The 21,700-nt window shown below is 69.8% G+C and carries 19 protein-coding genes; 12 read left to right on the top strand and 7 right to left on the bottom strand.

Annotated elements, in window-relative coordinates; genetic code table 11:
- Positions 1-53: 53 nt before the first annotated feature.
- From MFF21_RS08155 to MFF21_RS08140, 4 genes are all read right to left on the bottom strand, one after another.
- Positions 54-1,376 (bottom strand): SufB/SufD family protein, encoded by a 1,323-nt coding sequence (locus tag MFF21_RS08155; RefSeq protein ID WP_238310653.1) that lies wholly within the window; start codon positions 1,374-1,376, stop codon positions 54-56.
- On the bottom strand, positions 1,376-2,128 hold the full coding sequence (sufC, locus tag MFF21_RS08150; protein ID WP_238310652.1) for a Fe-S cluster assembly ATPase SufC: 753 nt from the start codon (positions 2,126-2,128) through the stop codon (positions 1,376-1,378). Before sufC ends, MFF21_RS08155 begins: the two co-directional genes overlap by 1 nt.
- Positions 2,129-2,347: 219 nt before the next feature.
- Positions 2,348-3,817 (bottom strand): Fe-S cluster assembly protein SufB, encoded by a 1,470-nt coding sequence (gene sufB / locus MFF21_RS08145; protein ID WP_238310651.1) that lies wholly within the window; start codon positions 3,815-3,817, stop codon positions 2,348-2,350.
- Positions 3,818-3,888: 71 nt separating this feature from the next.
- Positions 3,889-5,061 carry a cysteine desulfurase family protein gene (locus tag MFF21_RS08140; protein ID WP_238310650.1) on the bottom strand — a complete coding sequence of 391 codons (1,173 nt, stop codon included), beginning with the start codon at positions 5,059-5,061 and terminating at the stop codon, positions 3,889-3,891.
- A 296-nt stretch (positions 5,062-5,357) separates the two neighbouring features.
- On the opposite strand from MFF21_RS08140, the gene MFF21_RS08135 reads away from it, so the two are divergent.
- On the top strand, positions 5,358-6,014 hold the full coding sequence (locus MFF21_RS08135; RefSeq protein ID WP_238310649.1) for an alpha/beta hydrolase: 657 nt from the start codon (positions 5,358-5,360) through the stop codon (positions 6,012-6,014).
- A 91-nt stretch (positions 6,015-6,105) separates the two neighbouring features.
- On the opposite strand, the gene MFF21_RS08130 is transcribed toward MFF21_RS08135, so the two are convergent.
- Positions 6,106-7,935 carry a tetratricopeptide repeat protein gene (locus MFF21_RS08130; RefSeq protein WP_238310910.1) on the bottom strand — a complete coding sequence of 610 codons (1,830 nt, stop codon included), beginning with the start codon at positions 7,933-7,935 and terminating at the stop codon, positions 6,106-6,108.
- 481 nt (positions 7,936-8,416) lie between these two features.
- On the opposite strand from MFF21_RS08130, the gene MFF21_RS08125 reads away from it, so the two are divergent.
- Complete coding sequence (locus tag MFF21_RS08125; RefSeq protein WP_238310648.1) at positions 8,417-10,105, top strand: methyl-accepting chemotaxis protein; 1,689 nt, start codon at positions 8,417-8,419, stop codon at positions 10,103-10,105.
- Between the two features lie 84 nt (positions 10,106-10,189).
- Here MFF21_RS08125 and MFF21_RS08120 read toward each other — a convergent pair whose 3' ends face one another.
- On the bottom strand, positions 10,190-11,863 hold the full coding sequence (locus tag MFF21_RS08120) for an electron transfer flavoprotein-ubiquinone oxidoreductase (RefSeq protein ID WP_238310647.1): 1,674 nt from the start codon (positions 11,861-11,863) through the stop codon (positions 10,190-10,192).
- Positions 11,864-12,060: 197 nt separating this feature from the next.
- On the opposite strand from MFF21_RS08120, the gene MFF21_RS08115 reads away from it, so the two are divergent.
- From MFF21_RS08115 to MFF21_RS08100, 4 genes are all read left to right on the top strand, one after another.
- Positions 12,061-12,528, top strand: a complete 468-nt coding sequence (locus MFF21_RS08115) for an NUDIX hydrolase (RefSeq protein WP_238310646.1) — start codon at positions 12,061-12,063, stop codon at positions 12,526-12,528.
- Entirely contained in the window at positions 12,525-13,409 is an 885-nt protein-coding gene (locus tag MFF21_RS08110; RefSeq protein ID WP_373324959.1) for a uracil-DNA glycosylase, read from the top strand. Before MFF21_RS08115 ends, MFF21_RS08110 begins: the two co-directional genes overlap by 4 nt.
- Before the next feature lie 114 nt (positions 13,410-13,523).
- Positions 13,524-14,429, top strand: a complete 906-nt coding sequence (gene ypfJ / locus MFF21_RS08105; protein ID WP_238310644.1) for a KPN_02809 family neutral zinc metallopeptidase — start codon at positions 13,524-13,526, stop codon at positions 14,427-14,429.
- A 95-nt stretch (positions 14,430-14,524) separates the two neighbouring features.
- The gene (locus tag MFF21_RS08100; protein ID WP_238310643.1) at positions 14,525-15,850 is read left to right on the top strand and encodes an O-antigen ligase family protein; all 1,326 of its coding nucleotides are present in this window, start codon (positions 14,525-14,527) and stop codon (positions 15,848-15,850) included.
- A gap of 3 nt (positions 15,851-15,853) precedes the next feature.
- Here the strand turns inward: MFF21_RS08100 and MFF21_RS08095 are convergent, their stop codons facing one another.
- Entirely contained in the window at positions 15,854-16,276 is a 423-nt protein-coding gene (locus tag MFF21_RS08095) for an acyl-CoA thioesterase (protein ID WP_238310642.1), read from the bottom strand.
- Between the two features lie 228 nt (positions 16,277-16,504).
- On the opposite strand from MFF21_RS08095, the gene MFF21_RS08090 reads away from it, so the two are divergent.
- The 6 genes from MFF21_RS08090 to MFF21_RS08065 all read left to right on the top strand — a co-directional run bounded on the left by MFF21_RS08090 (position 16,505) and on the right by MFF21_RS08065 (position 21,601).
- A complete protein-coding gene (locus MFF21_RS08090; protein ID WP_238310641.1) occupies positions 16,505-17,167 on the top strand; it encodes a transglutaminase-like cysteine peptidase in 663 nt (220 codons plus the stop codon).
- 143 nt (positions 17,168-17,310) lie between these two features.
- The gene (locus MFF21_RS08085; RefSeq protein WP_238310640.1) at positions 17,311-17,646 is read left to right on the top strand and encodes a hypothetical protein; all 336 of its coding nucleotides are present in this window, start codon (positions 17,311-17,313) and stop codon (positions 17,644-17,646) included.
- A 351-nt stretch (positions 17,647-17,997) separates the two neighbouring features.
- Entirely contained in the window at positions 17,998-18,765 is a 768-nt protein-coding gene (locus MFF21_RS08080) for a Bax inhibitor-1/YccA family protein (RefSeq protein ID WP_238310639.1), read from the top strand.
- A gap of 206 nt (positions 18,766-18,971) precedes the next feature.
- Positions 18,972-20,567, top strand: coding sequence for a S10 family peptidase (locus MFF21_RS08075; RefSeq protein ID WP_238310638.1), 1,596 nt, complete (start codon positions 18,972-18,974; stop codon positions 20,565-20,567).
- Positions 20,568-20,632: 65 nt separating this feature from the next.
- Positions 20,633-20,959: a hypothetical protein gene (locus MFF21_RS08070; protein ID WP_238310909.1), complete on the top strand. Its 327-nt coding sequence runs from the start codon at positions 20,633-20,635 to the stop codon at positions 20,957-20,959.
- A gap of 75 nt (positions 20,960-21,034) precedes the next feature.
- Positions 21,035-21,601: a DUF4142 domain-containing protein gene (locus MFF21_RS08065; RefSeq protein WP_373324957.1), complete on the top strand. Its 567-nt coding sequence runs from the start codon at positions 21,035-21,037 to the stop codon at positions 21,599-21,601.
- Positions 21,602-21,700: the final 99 nt, after the last annotated feature.

Here is a 21,700-nt window from a genome sequence, read left to right as displayed (position 1 = left end):
CCCGCCTGCTCCGCAGGCACCCTCCCCCGCAGAGGGGGGAGGGTTTCGATGCCCTACCCCCGTGCCGCCAGCCAGGCCTCGATCCCGCCGATCAGCGCGTCCCGCGCGCCCTCATGCGTGACCGTCTCCACCGCCTCGCCGACGAAGGCCTGGACCAACAGGCTCTCGGCGGTGGCACGCGGCAGGCCGCGGGCCATCAGGTAGAACAGCAGGTCCTCGTCCGGCGCGCCGCAGGTGGCGCCATGGCCGCAGGCGACGTCGTCGGCGAAGATCTCCAGCTCCGGCTTGTTCATCATCTGACCGTCGTCGGTCAGGAGCAGGCAGTCGGATTTCATCTTGCCGTCGGTCTGCTGCGCGACCTGCCGGACGATGATCTTGCCCTGGAACACGCCGGTGGAATCGCCGTCGATCACCGTCTTGAACATCTCGCGGCCGACGCCGCCCGTCGCCGCATGGTCGGCGAGCAGGGTCGAATCCGCGAGCTGGTCGTGGCCGAGCAGCGCCGCGCCGTTGACCACGGCATTGGCGTCCTCGCCCGCGACATGCAGGTAGATCTGGTGACGCGAGAGCTTGGCCCCGGTGACGAGGTTGACGGTCTCGAGCTGGGCCCGGGCGTCGAGCCGCACCGAGAGCGTCGAGAGGGCGATGGCCCCGTCGCCTTCCCGGTTCAGGCGGGTATGGCGGAAGGCGGCGTCCGCGCCGATGCGCACGTCGAGGGCGTCGTTGGGCTGATAGGTCAGCCCGGCCGGCCCCTCGTGGCTCTCCAGCAGGAAGACCTCCGCGCCGGCACCGATATCGACCAGCACGCGGGTGGCGGTCGAGAAGGCGGTCTCGCCGGTGCCGATGAAGCGCAGGTGCAGCGGCGTCGCGGGCTTGGCCCCGGCGGCCACCGAGATCAGCGCGCCATCGGCCAGGAAGGCGGTGTTGAGCTGGTAGATCGGGTTCTCCCGCACCTGCTCGACGGGGGCCAGCAGCGTCAGGCGGGCATCGCCCTCGGCCAAAGCCGCGTTGAGCGGCGTGACGGTGACGCCCTCCGGCACCCGGTCGAGATCCGACAGGGCGGCGACGAGATGGCCGTTGACGAAGGTGAGGCGGGCGGCCTCGACCTCGGCGAAGCCCTTGGCCCCGGCGACAGCGGCCCGTGCGGCATCCTCAGACGGCGCCTCGGCGGGCGGGGCGGCCTCGGTGATGGCGGCGCGCAGGTCCGTGTACTTGAACGCCTCGACCCGGCGGCTCGGCAGGCCGGTCGCCTCGAAGAAGCGGAACGCCTCCTCGCGGCTGATGGCCTGCTCGCTGGCGAAGCTTTTGCGCGCGGACTCGAAGAGCTTGGAGAGCCCGGCCTCTGCGGGGGAGCGGAGATTGGTGACGTCGGCCATCACGCAGCCTCGCTCGCGCGGTACTCGGCGTAGCCGGAGGCCTCGAGTTCGAGCGCCAGCTCCTTGCCGCCGGTCTTCACGATCTGGCCCTTCGACATGACGTGCACGGTGTCGGGCACGATGTGGTTGAGGAGCCGCTGGTAGTGGGTGATGACGAGGAAGGAACGGCCCTGCGCCCGCAGGGCATTCACGCCCTCGGAGACGATGCGCAGGGCATCGATGTCGAGGCCGGAATCGGTCTCGTCGAGCACGCAGAACTTCGGCTGCAAGAGCGCCATCTGGAGGATCTCCATGCGCTTCTTCTCGCCGCCGGAGAAGCCGACGTTCAGGGCGCGCTTGAGCATCTCCTTGTTGATCTCGAGCTTGTCGGCGGCCGCGTTCACGGCGCGGATGAAGTCGGGGGTCGAGAGCTCGTCCTCGCCGCGGGCCTTGCGCTGGGCGTTCAGGCAGGCCTTCAGGAAGGTCATGGTGCCGACGCCCGGGATCTCCAGCGGGTACTGGAAGGCGAGGAACACGCCGGCCGCGGCGCGCTCGTCGGGCGCCATCTCGAGGAGGTTCTGCCCGTCGAGCAGGATCTCGCCGTCGAGGAGCTCGTAATCCTCCTTGCCGGCGATGACGTAGGAGAGCGTCGACTTGCCCGAGCCGTTCGGGCCCATAATCGCGGCGACCTCGCCGTCGTTCACGGTGAGGTTCAGGCCGTTGAGGATGCGGTTGTCCTCGATCTGCACGACGAGGTTCTTGATCTCAAGCATTGATCGGTCGTCCTGTTCAAATCTGATCGACCCTCCCCCTTTGCGGGGGAGGGTGGCCCCTGCGTCAGCAGGGGTCGGGAGAGGGGTGCGCCGTGTCCGGAAAGGTCGCGACCGGTGCCGCATCCGGCACCGTCGCGCTGCCCCTCTCCCGCCTCGCATTCGCTCGGCACCCTCCCCCGCAGAGGGGGGAGGGAGAAGACGGCGCACTTTCGAGTGCCGTCAGCCCACCGAGCCTTCGAGGCTGATCGAGATCAGCTTCTGGGCCTCCACCGCGAACTCCATCGGCAGCTGCTGCAGCACGTCGCGGACGAAGCCGTTGACGATGAGGGCGGTCGCCTCCTCCTCGGAGAGGCCGCGCTGCTGGCAGTAGAACTTCTGGTCCTCGGAGATCTTCGAGGTGGTGGCCTCGTGCTCGAAGACGGCGGAGGCGTTCTTCGACTCGATGTAGGGCACGGTGTGTGCCCCGCACTGGTCGCCGATCAGGAGCGAGTCGCAGTTGGTGAAGTTGCGCGCACCCTTGGCCTTCTTGTGGGCCGAGACGAGGCCGCGATAGGTGTTCTGCGAGCGGCCCGCGGAAATCCCCTTCGAGATGATCCGGCTGGTCGTGTTCTTGCCGAGATGGATCATCTTGGTGCCGGAATCGACCTGCTGCATGCCGTTCGACACCGCGATCGAGTAGAACTCGCCGCGGGAATCGTCGCCGCGCAGAATGCAGGACGGATACTTCCAGGTGATGGCCGAGCCGGTCTCGACCTGCGTCCAGGAGATCTTCGAGCGGGCGCCGCGGCAATCGCCGCGCTTGGTCACGAAGTTGTAGATGCCGCCCTTGCCCTCGTTGTCGCCGGGGTACCAGTTCTGGACGGTCGAGTACTTGATCTCGGCATCCTCCAGGGCGACGAGTTCGACCACCGCGGCGTGGAGCTGGTTGTCGTCGCGCTTCGGGGCGGTGCAGCCCTCGAGATACGAGACGTAGGAGCCCTTGTCGGCGATGATGAGCGTGCGCTCGAACTGGCCGGTATCGCGCTCGTTGATGCGGAAGTAGGTCGACAGCTCCATCGGGCAGCGCACGCCCGGCGGGATGTAGACGAACGACCCGTCGGAGAAGACGGCCGAGTTCAGGGTCGCGAAGAAGTTGTCCGTCACCGGCACGACCGAGCCGAGATAGGTCTTCACCAGGTCCGGATATTCGCGGATGGCCTCGGAGATCGGCATGAAGATCACGCCGGCCTTCTCGAGCTCCTTCTTGAAGGTGGTCGCCACCGAGACCGAGTCGAACACCGCGTCGACCGCGACGCGGCGCTCGGGGGCGATGCCCTCCAGCACCTCGACCTCGCGCAGCGGGATGCCGAGCTTCTCGTAGGTCTTGAGGATCTCGGGATCGATCTCGTCGAGGGACTGGGCCGCCTTACGCTTCGGGGCCGCGTAATAGTAGATCTGGTTGTAATCGACCTTGTCGTAGGACACGCGGGCCCATTCCGGCTCCTTCATGGTGAGCCAGCGCTTGTAGGCATCGAGCCGCCATTCCAGCATCCATTCCGGCTCGTTCTTCTTGGCCGAGATGAAGCGGATCACGTCCTCGGAGAGGCCCTTCTCGGACTTCTCCATCTCGATCGTGGTCTCGAAGCCGTACTTGTACTGGTCGAGGTCGATCGAACGGACCCGATCGATGGTCTCCTGCACTGCAGGCATTCCGCGTCTCCTACCGACTCCGGTGTCAAGGACCGGGGGATCTCACTGAGATGGCTCGGGCGGCGCGGCGCTCAGGCCGCCCGTCCTCGCCGTTGATATAAGGGTGCGAGCACCCGTTCGCAGGCTGCGAGGAAGCGCCGCGCGTCGTCCTCCGTGCTATTCCAGCCGAAACTCACCCGCAGGGCCCCCGCCGCCAGGGCCGGATCGACCCCCATCGCCGCGAGGACCGGCGAGCGGGCGACCTTGCCCGAGGCGCAGGCCGAACCCGACGAGACCGCGACGCCCGCGAGGTCGAGGGCGATGAGGGCGGTCGCGGCCTCCAGCCCCGGCACCGCGAAGGCCAGGGTGTTGGGAAGCCGGGAAGCCCCCTCGCCGAACACCACCACGTCAGGGGCCAGCGCGCGGACCCCCGTCAGGGTTCCCTCCCGCAGGCCGGCGAGCCGTTCGGCTTCCGCCGGGAGAGCGGCGCGCGCCAGCTCGGCGGCGCGGCCCATCCCGACGATGCCGGGCAGGTTCTCGGTGCCGCAGCGCAGCCGCTGCTCCTGGCCGCCCCCGCGCAGGAAGGCGCCCTCCAGCTCCACGCCCTCGGCGAGGGCGAAGGCGCCGACGCCCTTCGGCGCCGCGAATTTGTGCCCGGAGATCGAGAGCGCGTCGAGCCCGAGGGCGCCCATGTCCAGGGCGATCTTGCCCGCCGCCTGCACGGCGTCGCTATGCACCAGGGCCTGGCCGTGGGCGCGGGCGAGGCGGACGATCTCGGCCAGGGGCTGCACCACACCGGTCTCGTTGTTGGCCGCATGCACGGAGATGAGCACGCCCTCGCCCGAGAGCGCGTCGAGACGCTCCGCCAGAGCCGCCAGGGAGACCACGCCCTTCGCATCCACGGGCAGCACCTCGACCGCCTCGGCGGGGAAGCGGTGGCCCGCGGTGACGCAGGGATGCTCGGTCGCCGAGATCAGAAGCCGCGTCGGGGCGGCTCGTCCCGAGCGGCGCAGGGCACCGGACAGGAGCGTGTTGGCCGCCTCCGTGCCGCCGCTGGTGAAGACGATGCGGGCCCCCTGCCCGCCCACCAGCCGCGCGATCTGCTCGCGGGCGGCCTCGATCGTCGCCCGGGCCGCCCGGCCCTCCGTGTGGATCGAGGAGGGATTGCCCGGCAGCGTGAGCGCCCGCGCGACCGCATCCGCCACCTCCGGCCGGACCGGGGATGTCGCATTGTGGTCGAGATAGCTGCGTTCTTCTGAACCCATGGTGGAATCCTTGCTCATCCTTCGCCGCCGCATCTCCCTGCTCGGGGGCGTGTCTTCGGGCCGCTCCACATCTCGAAATTCTTGCTTTTGCCCCCGGCCCTCGTGCTAAGGGCCGGGTTCGACCCGTCTTCACCGGCTGTCCGGCGGTGTTCACGAGCTAGTTTAGAATTAGTCTAATCGACTAGAACTATTCTAAGCGTGCTTTTAGGAGGCTGCCGGGACGAGTCAAGGCATCCCGCCGCGATCTCCCGAGGGCGCTGCGCCGGCGCGGGGCGATCCGATCTCTTGAGGAACCCATGCCCGAAGTCATCTTCTCCGGTCCCGCCGGCCGCCTCGAGGGGCGCTACCAGGCGCCCAAGAAGAAGGGCGCGCCGATCGCCATCGTGCTGCACCCGCACCCCCAGTTCGGGGGTACGATGAACAATCAAATTGTGTACAATCTTTTCTATACTTTCGCCAATCGCGGCTTCGCAGCCCTGCGTTTCAATTTTCGCGGGGTCGGCCGCAGCCAGGGCGCCTTCGACCATGGCTCGGGCGAGCTGTCGGACGCGGCGGCCGCCCTCGACTGGGTGCAGGCGGTGAACCCGGAGGCGAAGTCCTGCTGGATCGCCGGCGTCTCCTTCGGCGCCTGGATCGGCATGCAGCTGCTGATGCGCCGCCCGGAGATCGAGGGCTTTATCTCGATCGCGGCCATGGCCAACCGCTACGACTTCACCTTCCTCGCCCCCTGCCCGTCCTCGGGCCTGTTCGTGCACGGTTCCGAGGACCGGGTCGCCCCGGCCCGCGAGGTGATGCCGGTGATCGAGAAGGTGAAGACGCAGAAGGGCGTCATCATCGAGCACCAGATGGTCGACGGCGCCAACCACTTCTTCGACGGCAAGGTCGACGAGCTGACCAAGACCGTCGACACCTATCTCGACAAGCGCCTCGGCAAGCGGGAGGAGGCGGCCTGAGCGCCGCCGCACGCTCGCCGAACGCGAGAAAGGGCGCCGATCCGGCCGGATCGGCGCCCTTTCTCGTTGGGGCGGGACCCGTGTGGCCGGGCTAGCCGCCCGGCTTCTTGTCGGCGGCGCCCGGGGGCTCGTTCGGGGCCGGGGCGCCCTTGGGCAGCTCGGGATTCTTCGGATCGTGCGGCGCGGCGACCGGGGCCGCCAGGGTCTCCGGCGGGGCGGCCGGATTCTCCGCGGTCTCGGTGGGCTTGGGCAGCTCCGGCAGGCCGTCCTTCAGCTTGGCGTTGATCTTGGCGAGATCGTCGGGCTCGGGGTTCAGGTCCTTGGCGTGCTGCCACTGGAACTTGCCCTCGAGCCGGCGGCCGGTGCGCCAATAGGCGTCGCCGAGATGGTCGTTGATGGTCGGGTCGCCGGGCTTGAGCTCGACGGCCTTCTCCAGCTCGCGCACGGCGTCGTCCCAGCGGCCGAGCCGGAAATAGGCCCAGCCCAGGCTGTCGATGATCATGCCGTCGCGGGGCGAGAGATCGACGGCCTGGCGCAGCATCTTGAAGGCGTCGTCGACGTTCATCGAACGGTCGACCCAGGAATAGGCGAGGTAGTTCAGCACCTGCGCCTTGGCGTTGGGCTGGGTCGGCGGCACCAGGGACAGGGCCTTCTTCAGGTCCGCCTCGGCCTTGTCCCACGCGCCGGCGCGCTCGTAGGCGGTGCCGCGGAAGTAGAACAGCGTCCAGTAATTGCCCTCCTCCGCCGGCTTCACCCGCTCGATCGCCTGGGTGTAGGTGGCGGCGGCCTCCTTGTACTGCTTGCGCGAGCGCTGGACGTTGCCGAGGGCGGAGATCACGTCGATGTTGTCGGGATAGGTCTTGAGGGCGGCGTCGAGATGCTGGATCGCCTCGTCGCCCTTGCCCATCTGCTCCAGGTTGAGCCCGATCTGCACTTCGGCATTGAGCTTCAGCGGCGAGGCGGCCGGGATCTGGGCATAGGCCTCGTTGGAGCGCTCGGCCTGCTTCATCCGGTCAAGGGTGTCGGCCAGCGTCAGCCGGGCGATGGCGTGCTCGGGGGCGAGGTAGAGGGCGAGCCGCAGGTAGACCACCGCCGGCAGCTCGTCGCCCTGGGTCGAGCCGGCCGAGCCGAGGCCGTAGAGCACCTCCGCGGCCCCTTCCTGGGCCGAGTTGATGAGCTGGCCGAGGGGCTTGCCGCTCTTCAGCTTGTCCAGCGCGTCGGCCACGATCGGGTGGCGCGGCAGCACCTGCTCGAAGGTGCTGTAGGCATCGATGGCGAGGTCGGTGCGCCCGGCCGCCGCCTCGAAGCGGGCATAGCCGTCGACGATGCGCAAGGTATTGTGATCGGCGTCGTAGGCCGCCTTGAGCCGGCGCTCGGCTTCCGCCTTGTCGCCGACGAGGTTGGCGATCAGCCCGGCATGGTAGTCCCGGAAGACGTTGAAGTAGCGCTCGCCCTTGAGGCGGTTGATCGTCTCCAGCGCCCGCTTGCCGTCGCCGGCCCCGGCATAGGCCCAGGCGGTCAGCAGCGTCGCGGTCAGGTCGGCGGCCGCGCCCCGGCCGGAGCGGGCGAAGCTCTGGCGGGCGGCCGGGTACTGCCCGGCCTTGAGCTGGCGCACGCCGAGGGCGAGCTGGGCGAGGCCGTTCGAGCCTTCCCGGGTGGCGAGGCGCTCGGCCGAGCGGAACGCGTCGGTCATGGCGCCGTCGGCGAGCAGCGAGACGAAGGCGCGCTCCAGCAGCTCGGCGTTGCGCGGGTCGCCCTTCACCGCCTCGCGGTAGAAGCTCGCGGCGGCGGCCGTGTCCTTCGAGGCGCCGGCGATGTAGGCGGAGAGGAAGTTGCCCTCGAGCGACTCTGCCGGTTCGAATTCCGAGAGCGGGGCGGATTCCCGCGGCTGCATCGCCGAGGCGGCGGGGCTCGCCAGCATGGTCCCGGCCAGCAGAAGGGCGAGCGCCGCAGGGCGGCGGCGGGTGGCGTTTCCGTATTGGGTCACCAGGCACGGCTCCTTGGCGGCGGCCGGATTTGTGAGGCCGGCGCCGTTGTGGCGCGGGACACTGAACCCTTCACGCCATGACCGCAAGGCGAAAGGATGGCGCGGGGGACGGCCGTGGCGGGGTGCCGCGTGCGCGTCCTCGGGGGCTCGTCCGAGACCGCTGCGAGGGCGGAGGGGGCCGGACGGGCGGTCGGGACGCGACGCCTTTCCGCGCCGGTTACTCGCCTTTTGATTGCTGTTTTTATAGTAACGCAATCTAAGGATATGCTGCCGTTCCAGAAATTTTGCCGCAGGTTGAACAGGTTTTGATGATATTCATCTCGTAATAATGAATGACTGATTGGGTCCGACGCGAGCAACCCAGCGTGCCAGCCCCCTGAACGGGTGGTTGGCCGCTCTCAAGTCGGAGCCGGACGTGCCGCGTTACAGCGATCTGCCGATTTTCGTGAAGGTGAGCGGGGCGCTCGCCGTCCTTGCCCTGGTCAGCCTCCTGACATCGGGCCTGTCATGGTCCAACCTGAACAGGATCGAGGCCACGGCGGAGGCCACCGCCCATAGCCACGCCGTCATGGCCGATGCCCAGCGCCTCGTCGAGGCGATGGTCAACCAGGAGACCGGGGTCCGCGGCTACCTGATCGCCGGGGAGGACGCGTTCCTCGCCCCCTATCGCGGCGGCCGGGAAACCTTCGAGACGACCTTCGCCCATCTGCAGGGCCTGATCGCCGACAATCCGGGGCAGCAGAAGCGCCTGACCGCGCTCGGCGAGGCGGCCTCCCGCTGGCGCAAGGACGTGGCGGAGCGCGAGATCGCCCTCATGCGCGACCCGGAGACGCGTGAGCAGGGCCGGGCGATCGAGGCCTCCGGCGCCGGCAAGAGCGCCATGGACGCCCTCCGCGCCCAGGCCGCCGAGATCGTCTCGATCGAGAAGGGGCTGCTCGACGAGCGCGCCGCGGCGGCGGCGGCGGCCGGGAACGCGTTCCGCCTGGTCTGCATCGGCGGCCTCCTGGCCATGATCGTCGCCTCGCTCGCCACCCTCGCCCTCCTCCATGCCGGCGTGGTGAAGCCGATCCGCGCGATGACGGGCTCCATGGGCCGCCTCGCGCAGGGCGATGCCACGGTCGCGGTGCCGGGGCTCGGGCGCCGCGACGAGGTCGGCGGGATGGCCGGCGCCGTGCAGGTCTTCAAGGACAACCTGATCCGGACCCGGGCGCTGGAGGCGGAGACGGCCGAGGCACGCCTCGCCGCGGAGGAGCAGCGCAAGACCGGCATGCGCCAGATGGCGGACGCCTTCGAGCGGGCCGTGGGCGGCATCGTCGAGACCGTGGCCGCCGCCGCGACGGAGATGCGGGCGACCGCCGAGGGGATGACGACGCTGGCCACCCGGTCCGTGGGCGAAACCAACGCCGTGGCCGGCGCGGCGCAGGAGGCCTCCAACCATGTCGGCGCCGTGGCCGCGGCGGCCGAGGAACTCGGCGTCTCGGTGCAGGAGATCGCCCGCCGGGTCGGCGACTCGGCCGAGATGGCGCAGGGCGCGGTGAACGAGGCGAGCGCCACCGCTGGGCTGGTGCAGGAGCTGTCGGAGGCGGCGGCCCGGATCGGCGACGTGGTCGGCATGATCTCGCAGATCGCCAGCCAGACGAACCTCCTGGCGCTGAACGCCACCATTGAGGCGGCCCGGGCCGGCGAGGCGGGGCGCGGCTTCGCGGTGGTCGCCGCGGAGGTGAAAGAACTCGCGAGCCAGACGGCCCGGGCGACCGACGAGATCTCCGGCCAGATCGCGCGCATCCAGGGCTCGACCCAGCAGGCGGTGGCGGCGATCCAGGGCATCGGCGGCCGCATCCGCGAGATCAACGAGGTCGCGAGCTCCATCGCCGCGGCCGTGGAGGAGCAGGGCACGGCGACCCAGGAGATCGTCCGCAGCGTCGCCGAGGCCGCGCAGGGGACGGGCGCCGTCACCGGCCGCATCGCGGGCGTGGCCGAGGCGGCCGAGGAGACCGGCAATGCGGCCTCCCAGGTGCTCACCTCGGCGGGCGAGCTGTCGCAGCAATCCGAGCATCTCGGCAGCGAGGTCGCCCGCTTCCTCGCCACCGTGCGGGCCGCCTGAGGCCGCCCGCGCCCCTCGCGAGGCTTGAAAACCAGAAGGCCCGGGGCATGCCCCGGGCCTTCGCGCTTCCGTGAACCGGCGGTCTCAGAGGTTCGTATAGTTTGGTCCGCCCGGGCCCTCGGGGGTGACCCAGGTGATGTTCTGGTTGGGATCTTTGATGTCGCAGGTCTTGCAGTGGACGCAGTTCTGCGCGTTGATCTGGTAGCGCAGGCCATCGCGGGCGGAGGCATCCTCCACCCATTCGTAGACGCCGGCCGGGCAGTAGCGGCCGGAGGGGCCGCCATAGACGTCGTGCTCGGAGCGCTTCTGGAGCTCGCTGTCCGTCACCTTGAGGTGAGGCGGCTGGTCCTCCTCGTGGTTGGTGTTCGAGAGGTAGACCGAGGAGAGCCGGTCGAAGGTGAGCTTGCCGTCGGGCTTCGGGTAGGTGATCGGCGTCACCTCGGAGAGCGGCTTCAGGCAGGCATGGTCCGGCTTGCCGTGCTTGAGGGTGCCGAACAAAGAGGTGTCCGCGAGGGCATTGGTCCACATGTCGAGGCCGCCGAGCCCGACCCCGGCCAGGGTGCCGTATTTCGACCAGAGCGGCTTGACGTTGCGCACCGGCTTGAGGTCGCGCCCGATCGCGCTGCCGCGCCAGCCCTCCTCGTAGGCGGTCAGCTCGTCGCCCTGACGGCCCGCCGCGATCGCCGCGAAGATGGCGTCGGCCGCCTGGATGCCGGACAGGATCGCGTTGTGCGAGCCCTTGATGCGCGGCACGTTCACGAAGCCGGCCGAGTCGCCGACCAGGCAGCCGCCGGGGAAGACGAGTTTGGGCACCGATTGCCAGCCGCCTTCCATGATGGCGCGCGCGCCGTAGCCGATGCGCTTGGCCCCCTCGAAGGTCTCGCGGATCATCGGGTGGGTCTTGAAGCGCTGGAACTCCTCGAACGGCGACAGGGTCGGGTTCTCGTAGTTCAGGTGCGTGACGAAGCCGACCGAGAGCAGGTTGTCGTCGAAATGGTAGAGCCAGGAGCCGCCGCCGGCCTTGTTGGGCAGGGGCCAGCCCATGGTGTGCTGGACGAGGCCCGGCTCGAACTTCGCATCGCTGAGCTGCCAGAGCTCCTTGATGCCGATGCCGTATTTCTGGTGGTCGCTGTGGCGGTTGAGCTGGAAGCGCTCGATCAGGGTCTTGGTGAGCGAGCCGCGGGCGCCCTCGCCGAAGACCGTGTATTTGGCGCGCAGCTCCATGCCGCGGGTGAAATCGGCGCGCGGCGCACCGTCGCGGCCGATGCCGAGATCGCCGGTGGCGATGCCGGTCACGGCGCCGTGCGCGTCGTAGAGCACCTCGGAGGCCGGGAAGCCGGGATAGATCTCGACGCCGAGGCCCTCGGCCTTTGCGCCGAGCCACTTCACCGTGTTGGAGAGCGAGCCGACGAAGTTGCCGTGGTTCGACAGGAGCTTGGGAAAGAACAGGTTCGGCAGGCGGACGCCGCTGTTCTTGGTGAGGTAGAGGAACTCGTCACGCTCCACCGCGGTCTTGAGCGGGCGTTCGGGATCCGTGCGCCAGTCGGGCAGCAGGGCGTCGAGGCCGATCGGGTCGACCACGGCGCCCGACAGGATATGCGCGCCGACCTCGCCGCCCTTCTCCACCACGACGACGGAGATCTCCTCGCCCTTCTCCGCGGAGAGCTGCTTGAGGCGGATCGCGGCGGCGAGGCCCGCGGGCCCCGCACCCACCACCACCACGTCGAAATCCATCCCCTCGCGATCCGGCAACGCCATCCTCGATCCTCCTGAGCCGTGCGGCGTCCCCCGTCGCGTCGGCGCGTTCGTGTTATTGAAGTCTCTCAACCGATTCCAAATTAGGAAGGCAAGCCGTCCTTGCTAGAATGGCACAGCCCTAGCCACAGGACTCCCTTGCCCGCAACCGGACCGAACCGGCGCTGTTTCCGGCGCGCCCGTCCGGTTAAGGTCGCCCCATGAACGTGCCGGCGGCCCCCCTCCCTTCCCCTTCGCCCTCCCCCGTCATCCGGATCGCCGCGGCCCTCCTGTCCGATGCGGAGGGCCGGGTGCTGCTCGTGCGCAAGCGCGGCACGGAGGCCTTCATGCAGCCGGGCGGCAAGATCGAACCCGGCGAGGCGCCGCGCGCCGCCCTGCGGCGGGAGCTGTCCGAGGAACTCGGGCTCGCCGTCGACGCGCAGGCGGCGGTCTTCCTCGGACGCTTCCGGGCGGAGGCCGCCAACGAGCCCGGCCATGTCGTCGAGGCAGAGATCTTCCGCCTGTCGGTGGCGGGTCCGGTGGCGCCGGCCGCCGAGATCGCGGAGATCGCCTGGATCGACGCGGCCGCGCCGGGCGCCCTCCCCCTGGCGCCCCTCACCCGCGACCATGTGCTGCCGCTCCATGCCGGCGCGGGGACGTTGTCCACAGGCGTCAGCGACGCCACATGACAATCATGAGCCCCGCGAGCCAGGACAGGGACGCGCAGATCGCGCTCCTCGACTTCGACGTCGAGGCCGGCGTCGATCTCGCCCTCGACGAGACCCCGCATGACCGCTTCGCCGAGGCCGATGCCCCGGCCCCGGACGCGCGGCGGCCGTCTCTTTCGCCGCCGCCGCTTTTGTCCCCCCTGCCCCGGCGAGAGCTGCCGTCGCGGAGCCCGGAGGCGCCGCGTCCGGCTGCGCCCGCCCGCACCTATGGCGGGGCCGCCGCGGCGGCCCCGGGCGAGGCCGCGGTCGATGCCCGCGCCAAGGCGGCCGAGGCGGAGTCGCTGGAGGCTTTGGAGGCCTTGCTGCGCGGCTTCGAAGGCTGCGGCCTCCGCTTCACGGCCAAGAACCTCGTCTTCGCCGACGGCAATCCCCAGGCCCGGGTGATGTTCGTCGGCGAGGCGCCCGGCGCCGACGAGGACCGCATCGGCAAGCCCTTCATGGGCCGCTCCGGCAAGCTCCTCGACCGGATGATGGCGGCGATCGGCCTCGATCGCTCGGGCGCCTATGTCGCCAACATCGTGCCCTGGCGGCCCCCGGGCAACCGCAACCCGACCCCGCAGGAGGTCTCGATCTGCAGGCCCTTCATCGAGCGCCAGATCACCCTCGTCGATCCCGACATCCTGGTCTGCCTCGGAGCCCCGGCCACGCAGACGCTGACGGGCACGAAGGACGGCATCCTGAAAGCGCGGGGGCGGTTCTATCCCTATCGCCTCGGCGACGGGCGCGAGATCCGGGCGCTCGCCACGCTCCACCCGGCCTATCTCCTGCGCCAGCCGGTGCAGAAGCGCCTCGCCTGGCGCGACTTCCGGGCACTGAAGGCCGCCCTCGACACGCGGGCTTGACCGGAGGCGCTCGATCCGGCCCAAGCGGAACGGTATCCCGGACAGGATCATTCTCATTCCGGCACCGGCGCGCGTCTCGCGGCGCCGGGGACCGGGCGACACGGGTGGCGGGCGATGCGTTGGGAAGACTTCCGCAGTTCGGAGAACGTCGAGGATCGCCGCGGTGAGGGCGGCGGAGGCGGCTTCGGCTTTCCCGGGGGCGGGGCCGGCGGCCTCGGCATCGGCACGATCGTCGTGCTGCTGCTCATCTCCTGGGTGACCGGCATCAACCCGGCCATCCTGATCGGCGGGGCCGAGCACATGAGCGGCGGTCGTCCGCGCGAGGAGCGGGTCGATCCCGAGACCCAGGCCCGGCGCCGCCAAGCCCCGACCGACCAGGCCGGCCAGTTCGCCTCCAAGATCCTCGGCAACACGGAGGATGTCTGGAGCACGGTGCTGCCGAACCAGACCGGGCGGCAATACACCCCGACGACCATGGTGCTCTATCAGGGCGGCACCCGCTCGGGCTGCGGCTCGGCCCAGGCGGCGATGGGGCCGTTCTACTGCCCGCTCGACAAGAAGGTCTATCTCGACACGAGCTTCTTCAAGGAGATGCAGACCAAGTTCGGCGTGAAGGGCGACTTCGCCTATGCCTACGTCATCGCCCACGAGGTCGGCCACCACGTGCAGGACGTGCTCGGCATCCTCGGCAAGGTGCAGGGCCGTCAGCAGGCCGCGAGCAGCAAGACGGAGGCGAACCGCCTCTCCGTGCGCGTGGAGCTGATGGCCGATTGCCTCGCCGGCGTCTGGGCCAAGAACTCCAACGACCGCTGGAACGCTCTCGACCAGAGCGACATCCAGGAGGCGCTCAACGCGGCGAGCGCTATCGGCGACGACAAGCTGCAGGAGCAGGCCCAGGGCTACGCCGTGCCCGACAGCTTCACCCACGGCTCCTCCGAGCAGCGGATGCGCTGGTTCATGACCGGCTACAAGAGCGGCCAGACCAAATCCTGCGACACCTTCCGCGCCGCGGCGAACTGAGCGCCCGGCATCGCCGCGCCATCGGCCGGATTTCGATAAGCCGTTAGCACCTGCCATGCGAGGATGGGCGGATCTTCGCCGCCCGCCCGGATCCCATGGCCGATTCCTTCGCGATGCTCTCCGGCCTGCTGCGCCCCGCTTCGGCGGGCGTGCCGGGCCGGGCCGTGCCGGTCTGGGCCGCCAACGCCCTCATCGCGGCGACGCTGCTCCTGTGCACGGTGCACACCACCCCCTTCGTGGATCTGAGCTCCCCGGCCACGATCGAGGTCTGGGAGGGCGGCAACCTCCTCACCCAGATCGCCTATAGCGCCCTCTTCCTGGCCGCCCTTGCCCTGGTGGCCCGGATCGGCATCGCCCGGCTGAAGCCCCTTGCCGGGCCGCTCGAGGCCCTGCTCGTCGCCTGGATCGGCGTCTCGACGCTCCTCGCCCAGGCCCCGGCGAACTCGATGCGTCGGCTGGCGCTCACCTTCATCTGTATCTTCCTCGCGGCGGCCCTGCTGCTCGTCGCGCGCTCGGTGCGGCAGTTCGCGCGCAGCCTCGCGCTCACGGCGCTCGGCGTGCTGGTGCTGTCCTACCTCTCGGTCGTGGTGGCGCCGCGCTACGCCATGCACACCACCCTCGACCTCAAGGAGCCGGATCTCGCCGGCAACTGGCGGGGCCCTTTCAATCACAAGAACGAGGCCGGCGCGATCATGGTGCTGTTCGTGTTCGTCGGGCTGCTCGCCTGGAACACCGGCCAGCGGCTCCTCGGGGGCGCCGTCGCCGGGCTCGCCGCCCTCTTCCTGGTCTTCACCCATTCCAAGACCGCAACCGCGCTGCTGCCGCTGATCCTCCTCCAGATCTGGCTCGCCCAGCGTTTCCGCGGGAGTCTCTGGCGCGGGCTCGTGCTGCTCGGGCCGGTGGCGCTGCTCGGCCTCGTCTCCCTCGGCTCCTTCTTCTTCCGGCCGCTGCAGGAGCTGATCGCCGGCGCCCTCACCGATACGAGCTTCACCGGCCGCACCGAGATCTGGGAATTCGCCCTCGACAACATCCTCAAGCACCCGGTCGCGGGCTGGGGCTATGGCGGGTTCTGGCGCACGGAGGAGACGCAATACGGCAGCTGGGGCACGCAGACCTGGCTCGCTGAGACCTCCCAGGCCCACAACGCCTATCTCGACACGGCCCTGTTCATGGGCCTGCCGGGCCTCGCCCTGACGCTCCTCGTCTTCGTGGCCCGTCCCCTACGCGACCTCCAGCGGGCGGAGGGCGGGCGCCGGATGGACCCGGCCACGGTCTTCTTCGTCAGCCTCTGGCTCTACGCCCTGATGACGGGCTTCTTCGAATCCGTGTTCTACGAGGGCAACAGCGCGATCTTCCTGCTCTTCGTCCTCGCCCTGTTCGGCTTGCGCTTCCGCACCCTGGCCCCGGCGGTGGCGCGCTGAGGATCACGCCTCCGGCACCGGCCGGGGCCGCCGGTCCGGGCCGATGGCGACGAAGGTGAACAGGCCCTCCGTCACCTTCATGGTGGTCTCGCTCTCGCGCTCCCGCCGCCAGACCTCGACCTGGATGCGGATCGAGGTGTGGCCGACCTTCACGATCCAGGCATAGAGGCTGACCTCGTCGCCCACGAAGACTGGATGGTGGAAGGTCATCGCCTCCACCGAGATCGTGGCGCAGCGGCCCCGCGCCCGGCGGGCGGCGACGTTGCCGGCGGCGAGATCCATCTGCGCCATCAGCCAGCCGCCGAAGATGTCGCCGGCCGGGTTGGTATCGGCCGGCATGGCGATGGTGCGGATCACCGGCGCCCCGCGGTCGCTCGGCTGGCCAGGGACGCCCGGCATCGTCTCGACGGTCACGGTTTCGGTCATGGCCTCGCTCGCGCGGCAGTTCCTGGCGCGGCCAAGCATGCCACGTTCGTGCCGTCGCCGCTTCGTTCCGGGACCGCGGAGCGGGACGAAAGGCTCCTGTCTGAAGCCTCTCCGGAGGGAATCGCTCGAATCCTAAAAATGCCGTTAACCGAATTTTAACCTCGCGATTGCCGGTCGGCGACGCCCGTGCGAGCTTCCTAAACGAAAGCTTAACGGTGAGTACGGGTCATGCGTGACGGGTTCTCCAAGCGGGTCGGCGGCGCGGGCAGGGCCCGGCTCCGGGTGCTCGCCGCGGGCCTCGCCCTGGTCCTTGCCGCCGCGGCCCCCGCCGCCGCCCAGACGCTCGCCGCCCTGCCGAACCGGTCCCCGTCCACCGCCACCGTGACCGGCCCGGCCAAGCCCATCGCCGCCTGGGCCACCTTCTGCGAAAATTATCCGGCCGAATGCGCCCTCGACCGCAGCGAGCCGGCCCGCATCGCCCTCTCGAACGCGACCTGGCAGACGATCAACGCGGTCAACAAGCGGGTCAACAAGTCCATCCGCGCGGTCACCGACCTCGACCATTGGGGCTCGGCCGACCGCTGGGACCTCGCCGAGGACGGCATGGGCGATTGCGAGGACTTCCAGCTGCTCAAGCGCCGCCTGCTGGCCGAGGCCGGGCTGCCGCGGCGGGCCATGCGCATGACCGTGGTGGTCGACGAGAAGGGCGAGGGCCACGCCGTCCTCACGATCCTGACCGACCGCGGTGACCTGATCCTCGACAACAAGACCAACGCCGTCCTGCCCTGGCGCCAGACCGGCTACGTCTTCGTCAAGCGCGAGAGCCAGGACGCCGTCGCCTGGGTCGCCCTCGGCCGCGATCCCGATCCGGCCACCACCGCGAACCGCTGACCGCGCCTGTCCCGCGGCGGGACGGCCCCTCTGCCGGCGGTTAGCGCCCCGTTAAGGCGTCTTGCGCGAAGGTTGACGGAACGTTTCTCGGATTATCGCTTTTCGAGAAATATCTCTCCGGCCAAAGCCTTCGCGCGAGCCCGATGCCGTTCTCCCTCCCCCGCACCGCGCTGATCGCCCTCGCTCTCCTGGCGGCCCCGGCCGCCCGGGCCGAAGGTCCTGCCGGTGCCGCGGGCCAGAGTCATGCCGCCTGGCAGAGCTGCCTGCGCGAGGCCTATGGCCTGAAGGCCGCCCTCTCCGGCAAGACGCTCGCGGCCGATGCCGCCCTGCGCGAGTGCCGCGACCGGGAGAACGCCTATCTCGCCGCCCTCTCCACCTCCCCGCTCCTCGACGACGAGGACGTCGCCCGTGTCCGCCCGGCGCTGGTCGCCCGCGCCCGGATCTGGCTGATGGGCCGCGCACCCACCCGCCAGCTCTGAGGCGGGACGGCGCCACGATCCTCCCGGAAGTCGCCCGTCGGCAGGGTCGCCCTGCCGGGCCGGTGCACGCGGACCGTGCGCCGGCTTTGCCGTTGCCCGCAGCGGCGGAATGGTTTCCAAAAGTTCACGCGGGCGTCACAACGCCGACACGCAAGATTTAATCCCGCGTTTTCTGATAAAATTCCATGTGCTCGACGGCACTTGGATTCGTCGAGGCAAGCTCGGCCGGCCTCTTGTTTATGACGGGCCGACAGAACATATTTCGCGGCGAGGCATCCGCGAGATGCCCGAGGTTTCGCGTGAACCTCGCGTTTCAAGTCCACGCTGAGAGAGGCTCCCGGGGGAACTCCCATGGCATTCGAGAATAGCCCGTTCCGCTACGGCGCCCAGCCGCAGGGTTACGCGGGCACCCAGGTCGAGGTCGACCAGGGCCTGCGCTCCTTCATGCTCGGCGTCTACAACAACATGACCGTCGGCCTCGGCATCTCGGGGCTGGTCGCGCTCGGCCTCAACATGCTGTCGGTCGCGGCCTATCAGGGCACGCGGCCGATCCTCACCCCCTTCGGGCAGGCGCTCTACACGAGCCCGCTGAAGTGGGTGCTGATGCTGGCGCCGCTCGCCTTCATCTTCGTGTTCTCCTTCCGCATGGACCGGATGTCGTCGGCCTCGGCCCGCACGATGTTCTGGGCCTTCGCGGCGGTGATGGGCGCCTCGATGTCCACCCTCCTGCTCGTCTTCACGGGCGCGAGCGTGGTGCGGGTGTTCTTCATCACGGCGGCCACCTTCGGGGCGCTCAGCCTGTACGGCTACACCACGAAGCGCAGCCTGTCGGGGATGGGCTCGTTCCTGATCATGGGCGTGATCGGCCTGATCATCGCCTCGCTGGTCAACATCTTCCTCGCCTCGAGCGCGCTCCAGTTCGCGATCTCGGTGCTCGGCGTCCTGATCTTCGCGGGCCTCACCGCCTACGACACGCAGAAGCTGAAGGAGATGTATCTCTACAGCGGCCTCGACGCCGAGGGCGCGGCCAAGATGTCGGTGAACGGCGCCCTGACGCTGTATCTCGACTTCATCAACATGTTCCAGTTCCTGCTCTCGCTGCTCGGCGACCGCCGCTAAGCCCGAGCACGAAGGAACCACGAGAAGCCCCGGCTCCGCCGGGGCTTTTTGTTTTAGCGGTGCTCGTGCGGGCGCAAGGCCGCATCGCCCCGCCCTGCCCCGGCTGCTAGGGTCCCGGCCTGTCGTGCTTTCCGACGCGGTGGCTCCGGTGCGTCGAATGACGGCGCTTCCTGACAGACATCGCGAGCCGCCGGAGAACGGAAACGATGAATCGCCTCCTCATCGGGCTCACCGCCCTCGCCATCGGGCTCGCTCCCCTCGGGGCCGGCGCGCAGCAGGGGGCGCCCCATGGCGGCGCGCAGGAATCCGGGCGGAAGGCCCCCGAGCGGCGGCCCGAGGGGCGCAAGCTTCCCGCGGATGCGGTCACCCAGCACAGCCTTGTCCTGCCGGAGGGCCGCAAGCTCGATTTCACGGCCACCGCCGGCAGTCTCGCCCTCGTGGACGAGAGCGGGGCGCTGCAGGCCGAGATCGCCTTCACCGCCTTTACCCGGGGCAAGCCGGAGGAGGCCGCGTCCCGGCCCGTCACCTTCGCGGTGAACGGGGGGCCGGGGGCGTCCTCGGCCTATCTCAATATCGGCGCCATCGGCCCCTGGCGCCTGCCGCTGGACGGGGCGAGCATCAGCCCCTCGCAGCCGATCGCCCTGCAGCCGAACCCGGCGACCTGGCTCGACGTCACCGACCTCGTCTTCATCGATCCCGTCGGCACCGGCTATAGCCGCGCCGCCGGGGACGACGCCAAGAAGTACTGGAGCGTCGATGCGGACGCCTCGGTGCTGGCCGCGGCCATCGCCCGCTATCTGCGTCAGAACGACCGGCTCGCCTCGCCGAAATTCTTCGTCGGCGAGAGCTATGGCGGCTTCCGAGGGCCGCTGATCGCCCAGAAGCTGCAGGGCGATGTCGGCATCGGCCTGTCCGGGCTGGTCCTCGTCTCCCCGGTGCTCGACTTCGCCTGGCTGCAATCGGCCCGGACCACGCCCTGGGGCTTCGTGACCCGCCTGCCCTCCCTCGCCGCCGCCGGGCTCGAACGCGCGGGCCGGCTGCCGACCCGGGAGCTGATGGCCGATGCGGAAGCCTATGCCGCCGGCGGCTACCTCGCCGATCTCCTGAAGGGGCCGAACGACCGGGCGGCGGTGGGCCGGCTCACGGAGCGCGTCTCGGCCCTGACCGGGCTCGATCCCGAGACCGTGCGGCGGCAGGCCGGGCGGCCCACGGCGGCGAGCTACCAGCGCGAGATCGGCCGAGAGGCGGGCCGCGTCGCCTCGGCCTACGACACCGGCGTCACCGGCTGGGACCCGGACCCGACCGCCCCGCATTCCGGCTTCGAGGACCCGCTGCTCACCGCCATGCAGGCGCCGCTCACCAGCGCCATGGTCGATCTCACCACCCGCCTCCTGAACTGGCGCGTCAACGACCTGCGCTACGAGCTCCTGAGCAACACCGTGAACCGCGGCTGGTCCTGGGGCTCGGGCCGGTCCGCCCCGGAGGCGATGGGCGCCCTCAAGGACGTGATGGCCCTCGACGGGAATTTGCGCATCCTCGTGGCCCACGGCTACACGGATCTCGTGACGCCCTACTTCGCCTCCAAGCTGCTGATCGATCAGGTGCCCCTGCGCGATGCGGGGGCGCGCCTGTCGCTCAAGGTCTATCCCGGCGGCCACATGTTCTATTCCCGGCCGGAGGCGCGCATGGCCTTCCACGACGACGTCGCCGCGATGTTCGCCGCCGCCCTGCGCGGCCGCACGGAGGGCAGCGCCCCGTCCTCGACGGTCCGCGAGCGTCCGATGGAGAACCCGACCCCGTGATCTGCCTGTCCGCGTCTGCCCGGTTCCTGCTTCTCGCGCTCGTCGGCGGCTCCCTGGCCGGCTGCATGGAGTCCGGCCGGCCCCCGGCCCCGCCGCCGGTGGCGGCCGTCGCCCCGGCTCCCCGGGTGCAAGCCCCCGTGGCGCCGACCTTTTCCGGGCCGGTCCTCGACGGCAGCGGCACCTGCACCGGACCCGTGCCGGGTGGTGCCGCGGCGATCGAGCCGGGGATCGGCGAATGCGAGCTCGTCCGTCTCAAGGGCAAGCCGCCGACCGACGTGCTGGTGGGCGAGGGTCGTGCCGGCCGCGAGGTGCAGGTGCTCTACACCGAGCCCGGCGCCAAGGAGCTCTATTTCTTCGTCAACAACCGCCTCGACCGCATCGTGAAGTCCTGAGGCGGCCCGCGCTGGCGCGCCCGGCGCGGAACCGCGCCTCCCTCCTCTGGTTGCCGAAGGAAGGAGGAGCGAACCATGATCAGCCCAGGCAGGACCGGAATCGGGACGGGACTCGTCACCGGGATGGGGCTCGCCGCCCTGTGCCTTGCGCTGGCGGGGCCGGTTGCGGCCCAGTCCGTCGGCGAGAAGACCGGCGTCAATTCGGTGCTCGGGGTCAGCCCCTCGACCCAGGATTTCGTGACCCAGGCCGTGATCAGCGACCTGTTCGAGAAGCAATCGAGCCAGCTCGCCGAGGAGCGCGGCGACGACAAGACCAAGGCCTTCGCCCGGAAGATGATCGCCGATCACGGCACCACCACCGACGGCCTCAAGGCCCTGGTCGATGGCGGCAAGGTCAAGGCCGACTGGCCGACGGCCCTCGACAGCAGCCACCAGAGCAAGCTCGACACGCTCAAGGGCCTCAAGGGCGACGACTTCGTGAAGCAGTACCGCTCGGACCAGGTCACGGCCCACAAGAACGCCGTCGACCTCTACAAGCGCTACGCCGATGGCGGCGACAATCCCGATCTGAAGGCCTTCGCCGCCAAGATGAAGCCGACCCTCGACGCGCATCTCAAGCTCGCCGAAGAGCTCCCGAAGTAGCGCCCCGGGGCGCCGCCGCGGGCGCTTAGGACCCCTTGCGGCGGCCCCCCCCGATCCACCCTTTTCCCGTGTCACGGCCGTGCGGCGTCCCGCGCGGCC

Origin of the sequence: Methylobacterium organophilum (genome assembly GCF_022179465.1) — a bacterium.
Classification (GTDB): domain Bacteria; phylum Pseudomonadota; class Alphaproteobacteria; order Rhizobiales; family Beijerinckiaceae; genus Methylobacterium; species Methylobacterium organophilum.
The sequence above is the reverse complement of the archived record's forward strand: the minus strand, read 5'-3'. Positions and strand labels throughout refer to the sequence as shown.